This window comes from uncultured Nitrospira sp. (assembly GCA_902500695.1).
In the GTDB taxonomy this organism is placed as follows: Bacteria; Nitrospirota; Nitrospiria; order Nitrospirales; family UBA8639; genus Nitrospira_E.
The window spans coordinates 39,702-53,676 of the sequence record CABVRQ010000020.1 but is presented as its reverse complement, the minus strand read 5'-3'; the positions used below and the strand labels follow the sequence as shown (position 1 = coordinate 53,676).

Here is a 13,975-nt window from a genome sequence, read left to right as displayed (position 1 = left end):
TTTTCTTTAGTGTAAAAATTTTCCTTCTTTCAGTCAAAGGCCTCATCACCAACTCTGTAATTTTTTTTCTCTTTGCAAGACTGATACAGTATATCAGGTTGGACGGAACACGAGAAATTTTCCACCGTCTCAACTCAGAGGAGGGATGCCGGATGTCCATAAACATGAATGTAAACAGGAGAAATCTTATGAAAATCGGCGTGGCATTGGGCTTTGGAGTTCTCGCTAAAACCCTGGGTATGGCTTTGGCCGCTCCCAATCCTTTAACCGGGGAGTCAGCCATCACCAAAATAACGAAAACGGATGAAGAGTGGAAGGCGCTCTTAACCCCCATGCAATATCAGGTCTTACGCCATGAAGACACAGAACCGCCCTTTACCAATGAATATCATCAAAGTAAAGCCAAAGGCATTTACCAATGTGCGGGATGCGAACTGCCACTCTTTTCTTCCGACACAAAATTCGACAGTGGAACCGGATGGCCCAGTTTTTGGCAACCGATTTCGGAAAAAGTGGTCGAAACCCGGACTGATTGGAAAATTATTTATCCCCGGACGGAAGTTCACTGTGCCCGCTGCGGCGGCCACCAGGGACACATCTTTGACGATGGCCCACAGCCGACTGGATTACGGTATTGCATTAATTCCGCGGCATTGAAATTTGTTCCGGCATAATAAAACGCTGACGCACTAACTGCTCGACTGCCGGAAAATGACGCTCCGGAAGATTGCGAAACCGTTTTCGGCAGTCGGCAATCGCGACGTCAACCGACGAATAGTGCTTGGAGGAAGGGAGTAAATTTTTGGAATACTCGCGCAATCGTCTTTCTACCATTCGTGTCAAAGTCTCATCCCCTGCCAGCGCCTGCGCCGCAGCTTCTAGATTCCCGTGATAGTCGACTAATGCTTGAAATCCGAGACCTTTCAAACGTTGGGTGACGGTGCTGCGATCCCACCCTAAAGCCCTAGCTGACGCCTGCATATCGAATCCATGACGTCGCAGGCATTCCAACACCATGTCATCTTCTAATCGTCCCAGTTCCACCAAACCGTGTCCCTCACCCTTCACGTAGGGCTTGACCGGGCTACTCAGATGCAAGTCCTCTTCGGTAATGAGGGACCCGTTGGCCAACGCCACGGCTTGGGCCACGGTTTGTCGAAGCTCTCGAATATTGCCCGGCCATCGATAGGCCATGATCGCCTCCAGCGCACCTTGCGTGAACGCCAGATCCATTCGATCCTGTTGCCGGGAAAAATGCTGCAGGAAGGATTGAGCCAACAGCAGACAGTCTTCCTCTCCTCGTTCCCGTAGAGGAGGCAGAGTCAACACAATACTCCGTAACCGATAATATAAATCTTCCCGGTATCGGCCTGCCTCTACATCCTGTTGAAGGTTGCAATTTGTCGCCGCGATAATTCGCACATCCACCTGGGTCAGTCGACTTTCTCCGACCCGGTGAAATGACCCGTCCTCCAAAAACCGAAGCAACTTTGATTGCAAATCGGATGGGAGTTCGCCGACTTCATCCAGAAAAAGCGTTCCGCCATTCGCCGTTTCGATATACCCCTCACGGCCCACCGCTCCGGTAAAGGCTCCCTTCACATGGCCGAAGAGTTCCCCTTCAAATAACTCTGACCGGATAGCTGCCATATTCACCGACACAAATGGCCCCTGATGCCGTGGACTCAACGCATGTGCCGCTCGGGCAAACACCTCTTTTCCCGTACCCGTTTCTCCCAATAGAAGAATGGGGCTCCGGATCCCCGACGCTTTTTTTAGATCCTGAAACAGGCGAAGAACCGAAGGAGCACGGGTCAGAATATGCAGCGACTCACATTCCTGAAGTAATGCCTGATTCTCGCGGGCTTCGGGCATCTGATGCCCGGCATGCTGCATGGCCGGCATCTGCTGCCGGAGATCCTCCAATTCCACCTCCAAACGGTCAATCTGGCGCCGGGTTTCTTCGATCTCGGATTGAGCAATCTCCAATTGGCGAGACGCTCCCCCTTGCAGAGCTTCTAAGCCTTCAATAACCGTCGCCGACTGGTGTGCATGATCTTGTGCCACATGTAAGTGGGTCTCGAGTTCCCGGACATGCTGCTGTCTCTCTGCCAGCTCTGTTTCCAATTGTTGTCGCTGCTGTTTCCCATGAGTGATCCGCCCTTGAATAATTGACCGGGACCTGGACATCCGCCAAGCCAGCGTTCCCCCTATGGCCATTCCTACAGCCAAACCTGTACTCAAGATCGGCCACACCCAACCACTGTAAAATCCCCATAGCAGAGCAAGCCCGGCAAGAAAAATACCGGCTAGTCCCATCATCCCAAGGCGGGTTAACGGAATTCCCCAAAGAAGGAAACAGGTGAAGAACAGGCTTACACTCACTGTCACAAGAAAAGCGACCCATACAGGAGTCGTGAAGACCCATCCATTGGTTAGTATGGCATTGCTCAATAGGGCATGAAGAAATTCTCCCGGCACAGCCGATTCCCACGGAATCGGAAACGCTGGTTTCTTTGACACAAGTGAAAAAAGGATCACCGCTTTTCCCTGAAACAACTTCCTTAATTGATCGCGATCTTTACTCTGGATAATGTTCCATACGTCGGAAAAGACATGGGTAGGAAATGGAGGATTCTTCCAGCGCCCAACGAACCGAAGCTGATTGTCGGTGACCCCAGGATTGAGAGTCATTGCCTCATTCGACACGAACGAGGCGATTAATAGACCGATCGGAGGATGCGGCGATGAATCAGCAGAGAGAGCAGCGGACTTCACACGCCTAAACATCCCATCCTCATCAGGGATCAAGTCCAGCGTCCCTAAGGCAGTTGCCGCATCCGCCAAGGCGGGAGGAATCGAGTCTGGATAGACCACAGGCCCGACTCGCTTGGTCACTTCAGCCAGTCGAACCAGTCCCGCCAAACCTCCGCATTCAGAAGCTACCGGGGATGTCACATCAATTGAGGGAACGATGACAGCGGCGCCAGCCTCATGAAGGGCCAGCAGTGTGGACTCCAACACGGAAAGATTCCATCGTCCTTCCCCACACAACGCAGGACTCATGCTTTCCCTGACCGTCACCAATACCAGGGAAGGGTCGACAGGTAGAGGAGCCATGTGAGTCAGTTGCCAATCGGTCAACCATCGTTCTCCCTGGGGAAAAATGGAGGAGATGCTAAAGGCCATCCCCGTGCTCAAGAGTGAAAAAGCGAGGGCCAACGCCATGGTCCTCGAGCGATCCGTCATTGATATCGTACTCATTGAAGATTAAGGAAATTCCCCCTTACATACATGAAACCTTGTATCGAAATTACAATCCCGGCATTTGTGGCTGGTCCGGACACCCCTTTGTCGCCAATTGCCAGTCTGCAGGAACGTGCTCGGCCGAACCGGCAGCAAAGGTTCGAACGACCTGACAGGATAAGGGATCCCCTTCTTCCGCCGTTTGCAGAAAATAATTTCGGATCTGAGGATCTGCTGGAATCAACCGACCACGCTCTCCATTCACATACCAGGCATGAAGTGTGTGCTGGGCAGACTGATCCCAGGCCAAGGCCCGGCCGATCATCCATGCGACAACCGGCTCAGTCGGGATCAGGTGGTCCCAGGTCACTTCATCATTGGCCACCTGAGTGGGCAGGCGGTGGGGAGGAGCGAAACGGTGAAGATCTTCTCGAATGAGACCAAAGCCGGTTAACACCTCCTGCCGGTCATTGGCCGAAAAGAGGTGTCGATGAAGGCCGCGACGAAATTGCGAGAGCTGTTCTTTTGCCGTCTGCATGAGCGAATCCGGCATCGACGCCTGACTACTCCGAAACCACCACAACATGGCTAAGGATATGTTGCGATCCACGCCACTGCCATTGGCATACATCGAAGCCAACAGACTTTGGGCTTCGCCAGATCCGCCTTCCGCCGCTTGACGAAGCGGCTCGACCGCTTCACCGGTCCGGTTCTGGGCACGAAGCACCACACCCAAATGAAACCATGCCTCGACAAAACGAGGCTCCAACTCAACCGCACGGTGAAAGGCTGCAGCAGCCTGAGAGAACATTCCCTCTTCAGCCTGGGCTTTGCCAATGGCAAAATGGAGGTGTGGCCAAGCCGGTTGCAATCGAGCAGCGGATTCCAGGGCGACCACGGCCTTTTCCCATTGCCGGGTCGCCATAAGCGTCGAACCCAACTGAGACCACCCCGGAGCCCATTCAGGACGTTGACCGGTCACCACATCAAATTCAACCGCCGCCTCGTCGACCAATCCCATGGCCGCCATGGCGACTCCCAAATTGTAATGGAGCCACACCCCATCTTTGGCAAAGGGATCCTGGCGTAATGCCTCTCGCCAGAGCGAGGCGGCCTGCGCCCAATTCCCCATCCGACTCCACACGACACCAAGCAGCAATCTGGCTGATGTGAATCGGGGATCGAGAGAAAGGGCCATTTCCAATGATGGAACACTGGCTGACTCGTCTCCCTTCGCAAGCAACGCCACACCGATATTGTAATGCGCTGCCACAAGGTCAGGTTGACGTGTCAATGCGTACCGTGAATGTCCGATTGCCTCTTGATAATTTCCCTCCTGCAAACGGAGTAATCCCAAATTGGCATGGACCTTGGGGAGATCGGGCTCGAAGGCCAGAGCCTGACTCCAGGCCTGCTCGGCCAGCACATTTTCATGTGATGCAAAATAGGCCAATCCCAAGGCTTCATAGCCATGCGCCCAATGAGAGGCCTCTCGAAGCGTCGCTTGAAAATGGGCCACAGCTTGCACAGGATCGCCCGAAGCTAAAAATCCCAATCCCAACGCATAATGAGCCTCGGGAAAATTAGGTTGAATGCGAAGCGCCGCCCCCCATTGCGCCATGGCCTGCGCGTACCGGCCATCTCGCACCAGGGAGATGCCATAGTTATACGAAACCAGGGCTGACAGGTGATACCGCAATGAGGCCGTTTGAACATCTAACCGTTCCGCTTGCGACCAGGCCGCAATGGCCCCGGTTAAATCCCCCGTTTTGGCTAGGGCCACCCCAAGATTATGATAGGCCTCAGCATAGCCAGGCCGTTGACGAGCGGTCTCCCGAAACTCATCAATCGCCACATCCAGTTCATCCGTGAGAAAAAAATCAATCCCTAACTGTAAATGCGCTTCCGCGGAATCCTGATTGGGAGATGAGTCCGCTGGGGAGGCACCAGTCACCTGGGCATAGGAGGGAGAAACGCCAAGAAACCCCTTTAAAAGGATAAGTCCCACAATGGCGGCACAGACCATTAAACCGCCAGGTACCCGTCGATTTTTCATCAAGACACTCTCAGCATGCAGAGATTGGAACGGTTCCGAAAGACTGACGAAACCCTCGTGAACACCAACTTCAATGTATTAAGAAATCAAGAAAAATGGAAGGGCGTACAGGGAGGATCAGGCCTTCACCGCGATCCCCTGAGAAAAATAGCCAAAAGCCTTCGGAACGCCGGGAAGATAAAAGTTTTCGACTGCGGTGACCGTCCAACCCTGCGCCTGAATCATTTGAACCATTGGACGGTTTAAATGACAGCCATCGCCAAGATGCTTCCACACCGGCGTGAGACCATCCTGCCATCGACGAACCGAGCGATCCGGACTTTGCCCGTGCTCTAAAAATAAGAACCGTCCTCCAGGCCTCACGACCCGAAACAATTCCTGCAGAGCCATGGAAGGAAGGGGAACACTGCATAAGGTCATCGTGCTCACAACGGTATCGAAGGAAGCAGAGGGAAAGGGAAGAGCTTCCGCCCGTGCCAGGGCCAGATGAACGGGAATCACTGCCTCCACCTGAAGCGAGCGGGCTAAGGGGATCATCCCGGGATTAGGATCAATAGCCGTTAAAGAATAGATCTGAGAAGGATAGAATATAAAATTTGCTCCAGTCCCAAACCCGATCTCCAAAACCACCCCTGATGCCTTCGCGACCAAAGAATGCCGCAAGGGGGTAAAACCCGCTTGCCCCATGCTCCATTGCACCAGCCTGGGAAACACTCGCCCTGAATACCACCCGCGTTTCATGAATGACCTTCAAGCCAATTGAATATGTCTCATAATTTGCCTTTTCCTAAGCATAGAAATAACCACAATCCGTCTAAGAAGTCCGGAAACAGGAACATTGGACACAATCCCACCGACAATATTTTCGAACTTTCTCGGTTTCAATAAGAAGGGATTACCAGAAAGCCAATATTCGTTGATAAAACTTTTATCCCCAGAAATTAGAAGTGACAGTGGGATGCCTGAGCAAAGTCGATCAGGTAATAGGGGGGAAAGGATCGTTGCCGGAGACCTGACTTGAAGTCGAAGGAGCGGAAACCTGGCTCCTTCCCTCACAAGGAGGCCCACCGCCTCGTGTCTCCGCTAGGCTCTCCAGTGTGAACCCATCAAGGGGGAAGACTCGTCTCAGGACCCACCGGTTCGAGTTCCGGCACATAATTCTTGTGAGTATACGACTGACAATAGCCACGATTTAGAGGTCGGTAGGATTATTGGTGCCGAAGGCGGGACTTGAACCCGCATGGGTTTCCCCACACGCCCCTCAAACGTGCGTGTCTGCCATTCCACCACTTCGGCACGAAGTAGGCAGATTATGAAACCTCTTGATGTCCTTGTCAACGCGTGGAGCGCGGAGTAGAATCCCGACCATTCATTGATCACCTGACCTTTCGGAATATAGCTCACCATGACCCGCTCGACCACTTCGCCCGCACCCCTGACTCATTCCCAGCACTGGATCGGTGCCTTTTTCGACGTGGATAACACATTGATTCCCGGCACATCGATTGAAATCGGGTTTTTCCGGTATCTCTGGCAAGACGGTGTTATGGGTTGGCCGGAACTCTGGCACAGCCTGGAATATGCCATTCGGCAGATGCCGCCCATTTCGCTCAACCCTCTGCGACGGAGGAAGCTCTACCTGATGGGGCATGATGTCTCCCTCATTGAACAATTGGCCAACGAGTACGTGGAGTTATATGTTGTCCCACGGGTCTCCGCGAGGGCTTTGAATCGTTTATCCCGCCATCAGGATGCGGGACATGTCGTGGCCTTCGTTAGCGGATCACCTGAGTTTCTGGTGAAACCACTCGCGGCGGCGCTTGGAGTCTCATTGGTTTTTGGCGCGAGACCGGAATCCCAGGCAGGGCTCTATACGGGGAAGGTGTTTGCCCCATTGCCCTATGGCGAGGGGAAAGGCCGCTATGTGGAGCGCCTGGCCACCCGTTTCAATCTGGACTTGAGCCGTAGCTATGGCTATGGTGATAGCCCCGGAGATTTCCATGCACTCCAGATGGTTGGCCATCCCTTTGTGGTGAATCCCATTCGTGGCATGGCCCGCATTGCCCGCCAACGAGGCTGGCCAATTACACAATGGGCTTAGAAGCCGGCCATCTGAGATGACAATGCCCGACTTGCTTGCGCCACATTGACAGCTTTTCCCATCCTTTGCATTCAAGAGTCCGACTTATGTGCCTCACTTGATCGAAAAACCCAACTCAACCCGACCTACCCTTAGGACGACATTTCATCTCGGACAGCCATTTGTGCACATTTGTCCTATCCCCTCCCCCTCACCCCACACTTTGAGTACAATGTCATCTGATGCGTGCGGGGAGTCGAAGGTTCTTATGACCACTTTGCCTTTTTTAAAGATCACCGAAATTTTTCACAGCCTTCAGGGGGAATCCACCCGTGTGGGACAACCGTGCGTATTTGTCCGGTTAACGGGGTGTCCGCTTCGCTGCACCTGGTGTGACACGGAGTATGCCTTTCATGGTGGAGGCACCATGCCGATGGAGGCAATTTTGGCGCAGGTGCAATCATATGGTTGCCCGCTCGTCGAGGTGACCGGTGGTGAACCATTGCATCAACCCGGCTCTCTGGTATTGTTAACACAATTATGTGAGGCCGGATTTCAGGTGATGCTGGAAACCAGCGGAGCGTTTGATATTGCCAACGTGGATGAGCGGGTTTCGATTATTTTGGATGTGAAATGCCCGGGTAGTGGCATGACGGACCGGATGCGGTGGGATACCCTGACGCATTTGTCCGGAAAAGACGAAGTGAAGTTTGTCTTGAAGGACCGGGCCGATTACGAGTGGGCGCGTGATATCGTGAAGCAGTATTCATTGGGAGACCGCTGTCCCGTCCATATGAGTCCCGTCTTTGGAGTCCTCCATTTGCAATCCCTGGCTGAATGGATTCTGGAAGATCGACTGCCTGTTCGTTTTCAACTCCAATTGCATAAAGTGATCTGGGATCCTCAAACCCGCGGCGTGTAACGCAACGGGAAGAGGGTCGTTTTACGGTAGGGGCGATTTATATATTGAGGAGGCGTATGAATATTCTTGTGAAGAGTGGTGAAGCCACCGCGGCAACAACGGACGTGTTGGTCTGTTTGGAATATGAACAAGACAAAACCTGGAGCAAAGCTGTCCAGCCGGTCGACCAGAAACTCGGTGGACAATTGAGCACCTTGCGCAAAAGTGGAGAATTTTCCGGCAAACCGAATAACACCGCCTTACTGCATATCGATGGAAAATTACCGGCAAAACGCGTCCTTCTTGTCGGTATGGGAACACGGGAGACGGTGACCTTGGAACGCATTCGTCAAGCGATGGGAACGGCTGCCAAACGCGCTCGTACCGCCAAAGCCAAAGGGATTGTTTGCGTGATGCCGGACGTACCAAAGGGCACCGGCCCTATGGATGACGTGGCTCAAGCCATGGTGGAAGGGTTGGTTCTTGGGGAATATCGGTTTAATGAGTACCGCACGGACCGCACGGACGACAACCACTCCTTGCAATCCTGCACCATCCTCACCACCTCCAACGCTCACCTGAATGAGGCCAAAGATGGCGCCAAGCGTGGGCAAATCCTTGGTGAAGCCACCTGTTTCGTCCGGGATTTGTGTAACCATCCCGCGAACGTGATGACGCCTTCCCGCGTCGTGACCGAAGCCAAAAAAATTGCCAGGGAATCCAAAGTCCGGCTCAAAGTCTTGGACCGCAAACAGCAGGAAAAACTCGGCATGGGCGGCTTATTGGGAGTCTCTCGAGGCAGCATCGAACCGCCCCAATTCATCATTCTGGAATATATGGGTGGACCTCGCACACAAAAGCCCATTGTTTTTGTCGGCAAAACGGTGACATTTGATAGCGGTGGGATCTCCCTGAAACCATCAGAAAATATGGAACAGATGAAGGCCGACATGACCGGTGGCGCTGAAGTCCTGGCGACGATTCGATCCGCCTCACGGCTCAAGCTCCCCGTGAATGCGATCGGCCTCTTGCCTGTGACGGAAAACATGCCGGGAGGGCGGGCCACCAAACCCGGCGATATCCTTACCATGCTCTCTGGAAAAACGGTGGAAGTCCAAAATACCGATGCGGAAGGTCGATTGATTCTCGCTGATGGCTTGGCCTATGCCTCACGACTCAAACCCGCCTGCGTGATTGACATCGCCACACTGACCGGTGCGGCTGCGGTCGCGTTGGGACAATTCGCCATTGGCATGTTGGGTAATGACGACACCATGAAAGCCGACCTCAAAAAGGCTGGCAATCATGCCGGGGAACGGGTATGGGAAATGCCCCTATGGGATGAATATTTCGAGCAGCTAAAAAGTGACGTGGCGGACATGCGGAATATCGGTGGACGCGGAGGCGGAATGATTACCGCGGCAATTTTCTTATCAAAATTCGTCGGAGACCATCCCTGGGTCCATTTGGACATTGCCAGCACCGATTGGGGTACAACAGAAAGGCCGTATATTCCTAAAGGTCCCACAGGTATCGGGACCCGGTTGCTCATTCAGTATTTACTGAATCATGCCAACCGCTAAACGGCGCCACACGCGATGACTCTCGCTGAACTCGTAGGACAATTGTGTATGATCGGGTTCGAAGGGACGGAGGTCACTCCGGACCTTCGAGCCTGGATGCAGGAATTCCGGCCAGGAGGGATCATTCTTTTTTCCCGAAACTTGATTGACCCTGCTCAAATTGCACACCTCACAAACGACCTCCAAGCATTGGCCGGTGACATCCCGCTGCTCATCGGCATCGATCAAGAAGGCGGGCGCGTCTCCCGCCTTCCTTCAGGCTTTACCATCTTTCCTCCTGCATCGACTGTCGCCCACTCGGGATCCACGGAACTTGCCTACCAAGCCGCAGCCATCACTGCCAAGGAGTTACGCGCCGTAGGGATTAATATGAATATGGCGCCGGTTCTGGACATCCATACGAATCCCTCCAATCCTATAATCGGGGATCGAGCCTTTGGGACCGAGCCGGAACAGGTGTGCCTCATGGGAGCGGCCACTCTCGCGGGCCTGCACGATCATCGCGTATTGGCCTGTGGAAAACATTTTCCTGGTCATGGCGATACCAGTACCGATTCACATGTGGAACTGCCGGTGGTCCACGCCACCCGGGAGCGACTGGAGAGTGTGGAGCTCAAACCTTTTCGATACGCCATTGCTCATGGTCTTCAGGCCATGATGACGGCCCACGTCCACTATCCAGCCCTGGACCCCACAAATCCCGCAACCCTCTCTTCCATTATTTTGACAGACATGCTTCGGAGGCAAATGGGATTTTCCGGTGTCATTTTGAGTGACGACTTGGAGATGGGCGCCATTGTGAACCATTCGGCAGTCGGCGAGGCTGCTGTACGCTCGTTGCAAGCCGGAGTGGATATGTTATTGGTGTGCAAAACCCGTGGGCTCGCGACCGATGCTATTAAAGCCGTTTGTAGTGCAGTTGAATCTCATGTACTGGATCGATGCCGTCTTGAGACTAGCTTGGCCCGCATCGCCTCCGTCAAACAGCAATTTGTCTCTCCCTATCACCCTATCGACATTCTCTCCATCCCTGATACCGTTGGCATTTCTGCGCATCACCACGTGTTAGTACAGATCCAAGACCAATTTCGCACCTTGACTTGAATGCACAGAAAGATAGGACGGATTACCATCCGTACCCCCAGGGGTCCAGGCCTCATCTCCTTGTGGGCTACTTTATGGATACCAGCTACTATCGCTCACCTGCCAACTGATAAAAGAGAGCCATAGCCCAATTCTGGACATTCCCTACAAAGATTTGTTTAGCTAACAACCTTGCTGTATAAACCGGCACACCCAATCAGCTATTCCTATCGTTGATGACAGAATTTCATGATTCATTTCGGGAGCAAGGAGCATGGCCATGGCATTAAAAAAAGGGGACATTATCGACGAACGCAAACGGTATCCGGATTCTTGCGGCCTGGTACTCAAAGTAATGAGCGGAGGCGAAGGGTTTGAAAAAATCCGGTGTTGCGGGCACGACCTGACTCAGGAAGACGTGGTTCCCTCTTTTAATCAAGAGCGCGGCCGCCGGGCAGGGACCTTGGCAGTCGGCATGCCACTCAATGAAAAAATAGTTGCAACTGATTCTTGTGGACTTCGACTAATGGTGATGGCGGGAGGTGAGGGCTTTCAGGAAGTCATCTGTTGCGGTCATTCGTTTGGGGCAAGTGCGATTCAGAGTTTAGAGTTTGGTCAGATGCGGGGAGAAGACCCCGGGCAGCACACCCCCAACACCCCCCATCAAGGAACCGCCTAATAGGACAAATTCGACATGTTAGGGTGGACACCAGAATCGATCAAACAATGGGTCAAATGGATGCAGTTCCTCGACCGGTGGGGCTATATCACGGCCTGCTTGAGTTTTCTCCTCGTGGGCATGTTGGTGTTCGGTTATAGTTGGGTAGCCTATGCTCAATCGGTACAGACCGGGTTTTTGCCAGCCACCATCACCTTACTGAATGACCTGTTGTTCGTCATCATTCTTTTGGAGTTGTTTCGCACGGTCTTAGGCTTCTTGCAAAACGACCGTATTCGCCTCGAACCCTTCCTCCATGTAGGGATCATCGCATCCGTCCGAAGAATTCTTACCGCTGGAGCTGAATTCTCGCACCAGGATTCCGTCCCTGAGGAGATCTTTCGTCATTACCTTATGGATATGTCCTTGCATGTCGTTGTGATTTTAGTCCTCATGATCGCATTATATCTTCACCGAAAATCCGAACTCCCCGTAGAGCCTGCGTTCAACAAATAGCCCTTCCGAATTCCAGGAAAATCCTGTTTCTCATCCCCTTCCCTCAATCAAATTATTGTCAAAAATGCTGATGAACTTCTTCGGTTCATATTGCATACCGCCGAGGGCTATGGCAGTATAGCCTCCTTTTTAGACGACAATCTGTTGTGTTGGTCATCATGGAGTCTCTTCCTGAATTAGTCGGCACGGTCCATATTATCATGGGCCCTTATCGAGGAAATCCGATTGCACTGTATATGTGCCAGGAGGATTCCACCTGCCACATTTCTCCTCGCATCTATCCATGGAATCAAACTGTTGGAACTGGAGATACCCCCAATAAAGCCGCCGCAGACTTTGAAGCCAAGTGGAAAGAAACGGACTTAGCCGACGATATGTATACCGGCCCTCATTGGGAAGGTGGCATCAAGCCCGAAAAACCCAAACCCGCCCCTCCTCCCAAACCTGCCACTCCTCCTGCAGCTAAGACCGAGGCCGCACCAGACACAGACACTAAGACCCCTTTACCTAAATCATCGGCTCCGCCGGATCCACCACAACCAGCTCCCGAAGCTGAAGACGCGACTAAGTAAGCCCCCCCCTCTTCTTCCTCCGCGTACTAAGGATTCTCTTTCGTAAAGACTTTGTGGGAATCAAACCAAAATGGTCTGGAGGCTATGTTCGGCTGGCGGCAAACTGTCTGGCGGATTGGATCAACGCGGTAAATAGACGTTTCTGAATCGCATCTTGCCGGTATAAAAACTCAGGATGCCATTGGACCCCAAGCCAGAATGGATGACGAGAGGCTTCAATCGCTTCAATGACTCCATCCGGAGCAATCCCAGTGACTTGAAAGGAGGACGGAACAGATTTAATAGATTGGTGGTGGGAACTATTGACCGCAATACTTAACCGCCTCGCGATGCGCTGAAGTAAGCTGTTGGGTTCAATGTCAATCAGATGCGCTGTTTTAGTTGCCGATTTGGTGGGACGATGTTCAATTTTCGTCGACAATTGGGAGGAAATATCCTGTACCAAGGTTCCTCCCAAGGCCACGTTCATGGATTGCATACCCCCGCAAATGCCCAGCGTCGGCAACCCCTGACGAAAGGCTAACTTGGATAGTCCGAGCTCAAGTTGAGCGCGCTCTTCGCTCATTCGCTGAAAAGGATACCGCTGCTTCTCTCCATACAACTCAGGGGCTAAATCCGATCCGCTCCCGGTCACCAGAAGGCCGTCCAGCCGTTGTAAAAGATATTTCTGCTTGGCTAGACCACGGACCAGGGGAAGCACGATGGGCACTCCCCCGGCGTCCTGAATTGCCTGAAGGTACCTGGCCCGCAAAAAATAGGTGGGTTCTTTCCCCCCCATATCCTTCCGATTTCCAGGGTTAAAATCTGGTGTGATCCCAATGATTGGTTTGACCATGCCAGTCATTTCAACTCAGGCGGGTATATGATCTTTCGGTCTAAAGCGCTTGATCCTCGTATGCGGAGACCCCAATGAATCGAACCGGTTCATTCCCCTTTAGATGATCGGGAGTGATGACATACGTACCGTAGAAACTCGGTTCCCATACTGCTTGTGCCGTTTCTAGGTTGCCTCCAGTCAATCCATAGGTAAAGGTTCCTATAATGCCGCCTAGAATGACATAGGCCAATTTTGTCGGGAAATAGACCAGGGTCAGCAATGCACTCCCAATCCCGAGGGCCGCTTCATTGCTTGGACTTGATAATTCTTGCTCTGCAGCCAGACTCACCCCCGTGGCACCAAGGCCTACGACCAGTGAAAAAGCCAACAACACGCATACCCCGATTACTCGTTTAAGCACATCTCCCCAAATACCCTTAGATTGCCGCATAAGGAATACTCC

General features: G+C 52.7%; 13 protein-coding genes and 1 tRNA gene. 8 read left to right on the top strand and 6 right to left on the bottom strand.

What is annotated here, in order from left to right:
- Positions 1-188 precede the first annotated feature (188 nt).
- Complete coding sequence (gene msrB / locus AAH187_RS07405) at positions 189-674, top strand: peptide-methionine (R)-S-oxide reductase MsrB (protein ID WP_342347806.1); 486 nt, start codon at positions 189-191, stop codon at positions 672-674.
- Here the strand turns inward: msrB and AAH187_RS07400 are convergent.
- The 4 genes from AAH187_RS07400 to AAH187_RS07385 all read right to left on the bottom strand — a co-directional run bounded on the left by AAH187_RS07400 (position 640) and on the right by AAH187_RS07385 (position 6,598).
- Positions 640-3,249, bottom strand: coding sequence for a sigma 54-interacting transcriptional regulator (locus tag AAH187_RS07400; RefSeq protein WP_342347805.1), 2,610 nt, complete (start codon positions 3,247-3,249; stop codon positions 640-642). The two genes, msrB and AAH187_RS07400, sit on opposite strands and share 35 nt — an antisense overlap.
- Positions 3,250-3,313: 64 nt before the next feature.
- A complete protein-coding gene (locus AAH187_RS07395) occupies positions 3,314-5,302 on the bottom strand; it encodes a tetratricopeptide repeat protein (RefSeq protein ID WP_342347804.1) in 1,989 nt (662 codons plus the stop codon).
- Between the two features lie 117 nt (positions 5,303-5,419).
- Entirely contained in the window at positions 5,420-6,043 is a 624-nt protein-coding gene (locus tag AAH187_RS07390) for a class I SAM-dependent methyltransferase (RefSeq protein ID WP_342347803.1), read from the bottom strand.
- A 471-nt stretch (positions 6,044-6,514) separates the two neighbouring features.
- Positions 6,515-6,598: transfer RNA gene (locus AAH187_RS07385), tRNA-Leu, on the bottom strand.
- Positions 6,599-6,707: 109 nt separating this feature from the next.
- On the opposite strand from AAH187_RS07385, the gene AAH187_RS07380 reads away from it, so the two are divergent.
- The 7 genes from AAH187_RS07380 (at position 6,708) to AAH187_RS07350 (ending at position 12,695) form a co-directional block, all read left to right on the top strand.
- Positions 6,708-7,403, top strand: coding sequence for an HAD family hydrolase (locus tag AAH187_RS07380; protein WP_342347802.1), 696 nt, complete (start codon positions 6,708-6,710; stop codon positions 7,401-7,403).
- A gap of 247 nt (positions 7,404-7,650) precedes the next feature.
- On the top strand, positions 7,651-8,304 hold the full coding sequence (gene queE / locus AAH187_RS07375) for a 7-carboxy-7-deazaguanine synthase QueE (RefSeq protein WP_342347801.1): 654 nt from the start codon (positions 7,651-7,653) through the stop codon (positions 8,302-8,304).
- Between the two features lie 56 nt (positions 8,305-8,360).
- A complete protein-coding gene (locus AAH187_RS07370; protein WP_342347800.1) occupies positions 8,361-9,866 on the top strand; it encodes a leucyl aminopeptidase in 1,506 nt (501 codons plus the stop codon).
- 15 nt (positions 9,867-9,881) lie between these two features.
- A complete protein-coding gene (gene nagZ / locus AAH187_RS07365) occupies positions 9,882-10,970 on the top strand; it encodes a beta-N-acetylhexosaminidase (RefSeq protein ID WP_342347799.1) in 1,089 nt (362 codons plus the stop codon).
- Between the two features lie 259 nt (positions 10,971-11,229).
- On the top strand, positions 11,230-11,628 hold the full coding sequence (locus AAH187_RS07360) for a hypothetical protein (RefSeq protein WP_342347798.1): 399 nt from the start codon (positions 11,230-11,232) through the stop codon (positions 11,626-11,628).
- A 15-nt stretch (positions 11,629-11,643) separates the two neighbouring features.
- Positions 11,644-12,123, top strand: a complete 480-nt coding sequence (locus tag AAH187_RS07355) for a phosphate-starvation-inducible PsiE family protein (protein WP_342347797.1) — start codon at positions 11,644-11,646, stop codon at positions 12,121-12,123.
- Between the two features lie 158 nt (positions 12,124-12,281).
- Positions 12,282-12,695 (top strand): hypothetical protein, encoded by a 414-nt coding sequence (locus AAH187_RS07350; protein WP_342347796.1) that lies wholly within the window; start codon positions 12,282-12,284, stop codon positions 12,693-12,695.
- Positions 12,696-12,777: 82 nt separating this feature from the next.
- Here AAH187_RS07350 and AAH187_RS07345 read toward each other — a convergent pair whose 3' ends face one another.
- Entirely contained in the window at positions 12,778-13,530 is a 753-nt protein-coding gene (locus tag AAH187_RS07345; protein ID WP_342347795.1) for a gamma-glutamyl-gamma-aminobutyrate hydrolase family protein, read from the bottom strand.
- Between the two features lie 40 nt (positions 13,531-13,570).
- A complete protein-coding gene (locus tag AAH187_RS07340; RefSeq protein WP_342347794.1) occupies positions 13,571-13,963 on the bottom strand; it encodes a hypothetical protein in 393 nt (130 codons plus the stop codon).
- Positions 13,964-13,975: the final 12 nt, after the last annotated feature.

Excerpts from the sequence above, each read along its gene's own strand:
- queE (WP_342347801.1), top strand. The coding sequence starts at position 7,651 with ATGACCACTTTGCCTTTTTTAAAGATCACCGAAATTTTTCACAGCCTT.
- AAH187_RS07340 (WP_342347794.1), bottom strand. The coding sequence starts at position 13,963 with ATGCGGCAATCTAAGGGTATTTGGGGAGATGTGCTTAAACGAGTAATC.
- AAH187_RS07355 (WP_342347797.1), top strand. The coding sequence starts at position 11,644 with ATGTTAGGGTGGACACCAGAATCGATCAAACAATGGGTCAAATGGATG.
- AAH187_RS07370 (WP_342347800.1), top strand. The coding sequence starts at position 8,361 with ATGAATATTCTTGTGAAGAGTGGTGAAGCCACCGCGGCAACAACGGAC.
- AAH187_RS07390 (WP_342347803.1), bottom strand. The coding sequence starts at position 6,043 with ATGAAACGCGGGTGGTATTCAGGGCGAGTGTTTCCCAGGCTGGTGCAA.
- AAH187_RS07350 (WP_342347796.1), top strand. The coding sequence starts at position 12,282 with ATGGAGTCTCTTCCTGAATTAGTCGGCACGGTCCATATTATCATGGGC.
- AAH187_RS07360 (WP_342347798.1), top strand. The coding sequence starts at position 11,230 with ATGGCATTAAAAAAAGGGGACATTATCGACGAACGCAAACGGTATCCG.
- nagZ (WP_342347799.1), top strand. The coding sequence starts at position 9,882 with ATGACTCTCGCTGAACTCGTAGGACAATTGTGTATGATCGGGTTCGAA.
- AAH187_RS07395 (WP_342347804.1), bottom strand. The coding sequence starts at position 5,302 with ATGAAAAATCGACGGGTACCTGGCGGTTTAATGGTCTGTGCCGCCATT.
- AAH187_RS07380 (WP_342347802.1), top strand. The coding sequence starts at position 6,708 with ATGACCCGCTCGACCACTTCGCCCGCACCCCTGACTCATTCCCAGCAC.
- AAH187_RS07400 (WP_342347805.1), bottom strand. The coding sequence starts at position 3,249 with ATGACGGATCGCTCGAGGACCATGGCGTTGGCCCTCGCTTTTTCACTC.
- msrB (WP_342347806.1), top strand. The coding sequence starts at position 189 with ATGAAAATCGGCGTGGCATTGGGCTTTGGAGTTCTCGCTAAAACCCTG.
- AAH187_RS07345 (WP_342347795.1), bottom strand. The coding sequence starts at position 13,530 with ATGGTCAAACCAATCATTGGGATCACACCAGATTTTAACCCTGGAAAT.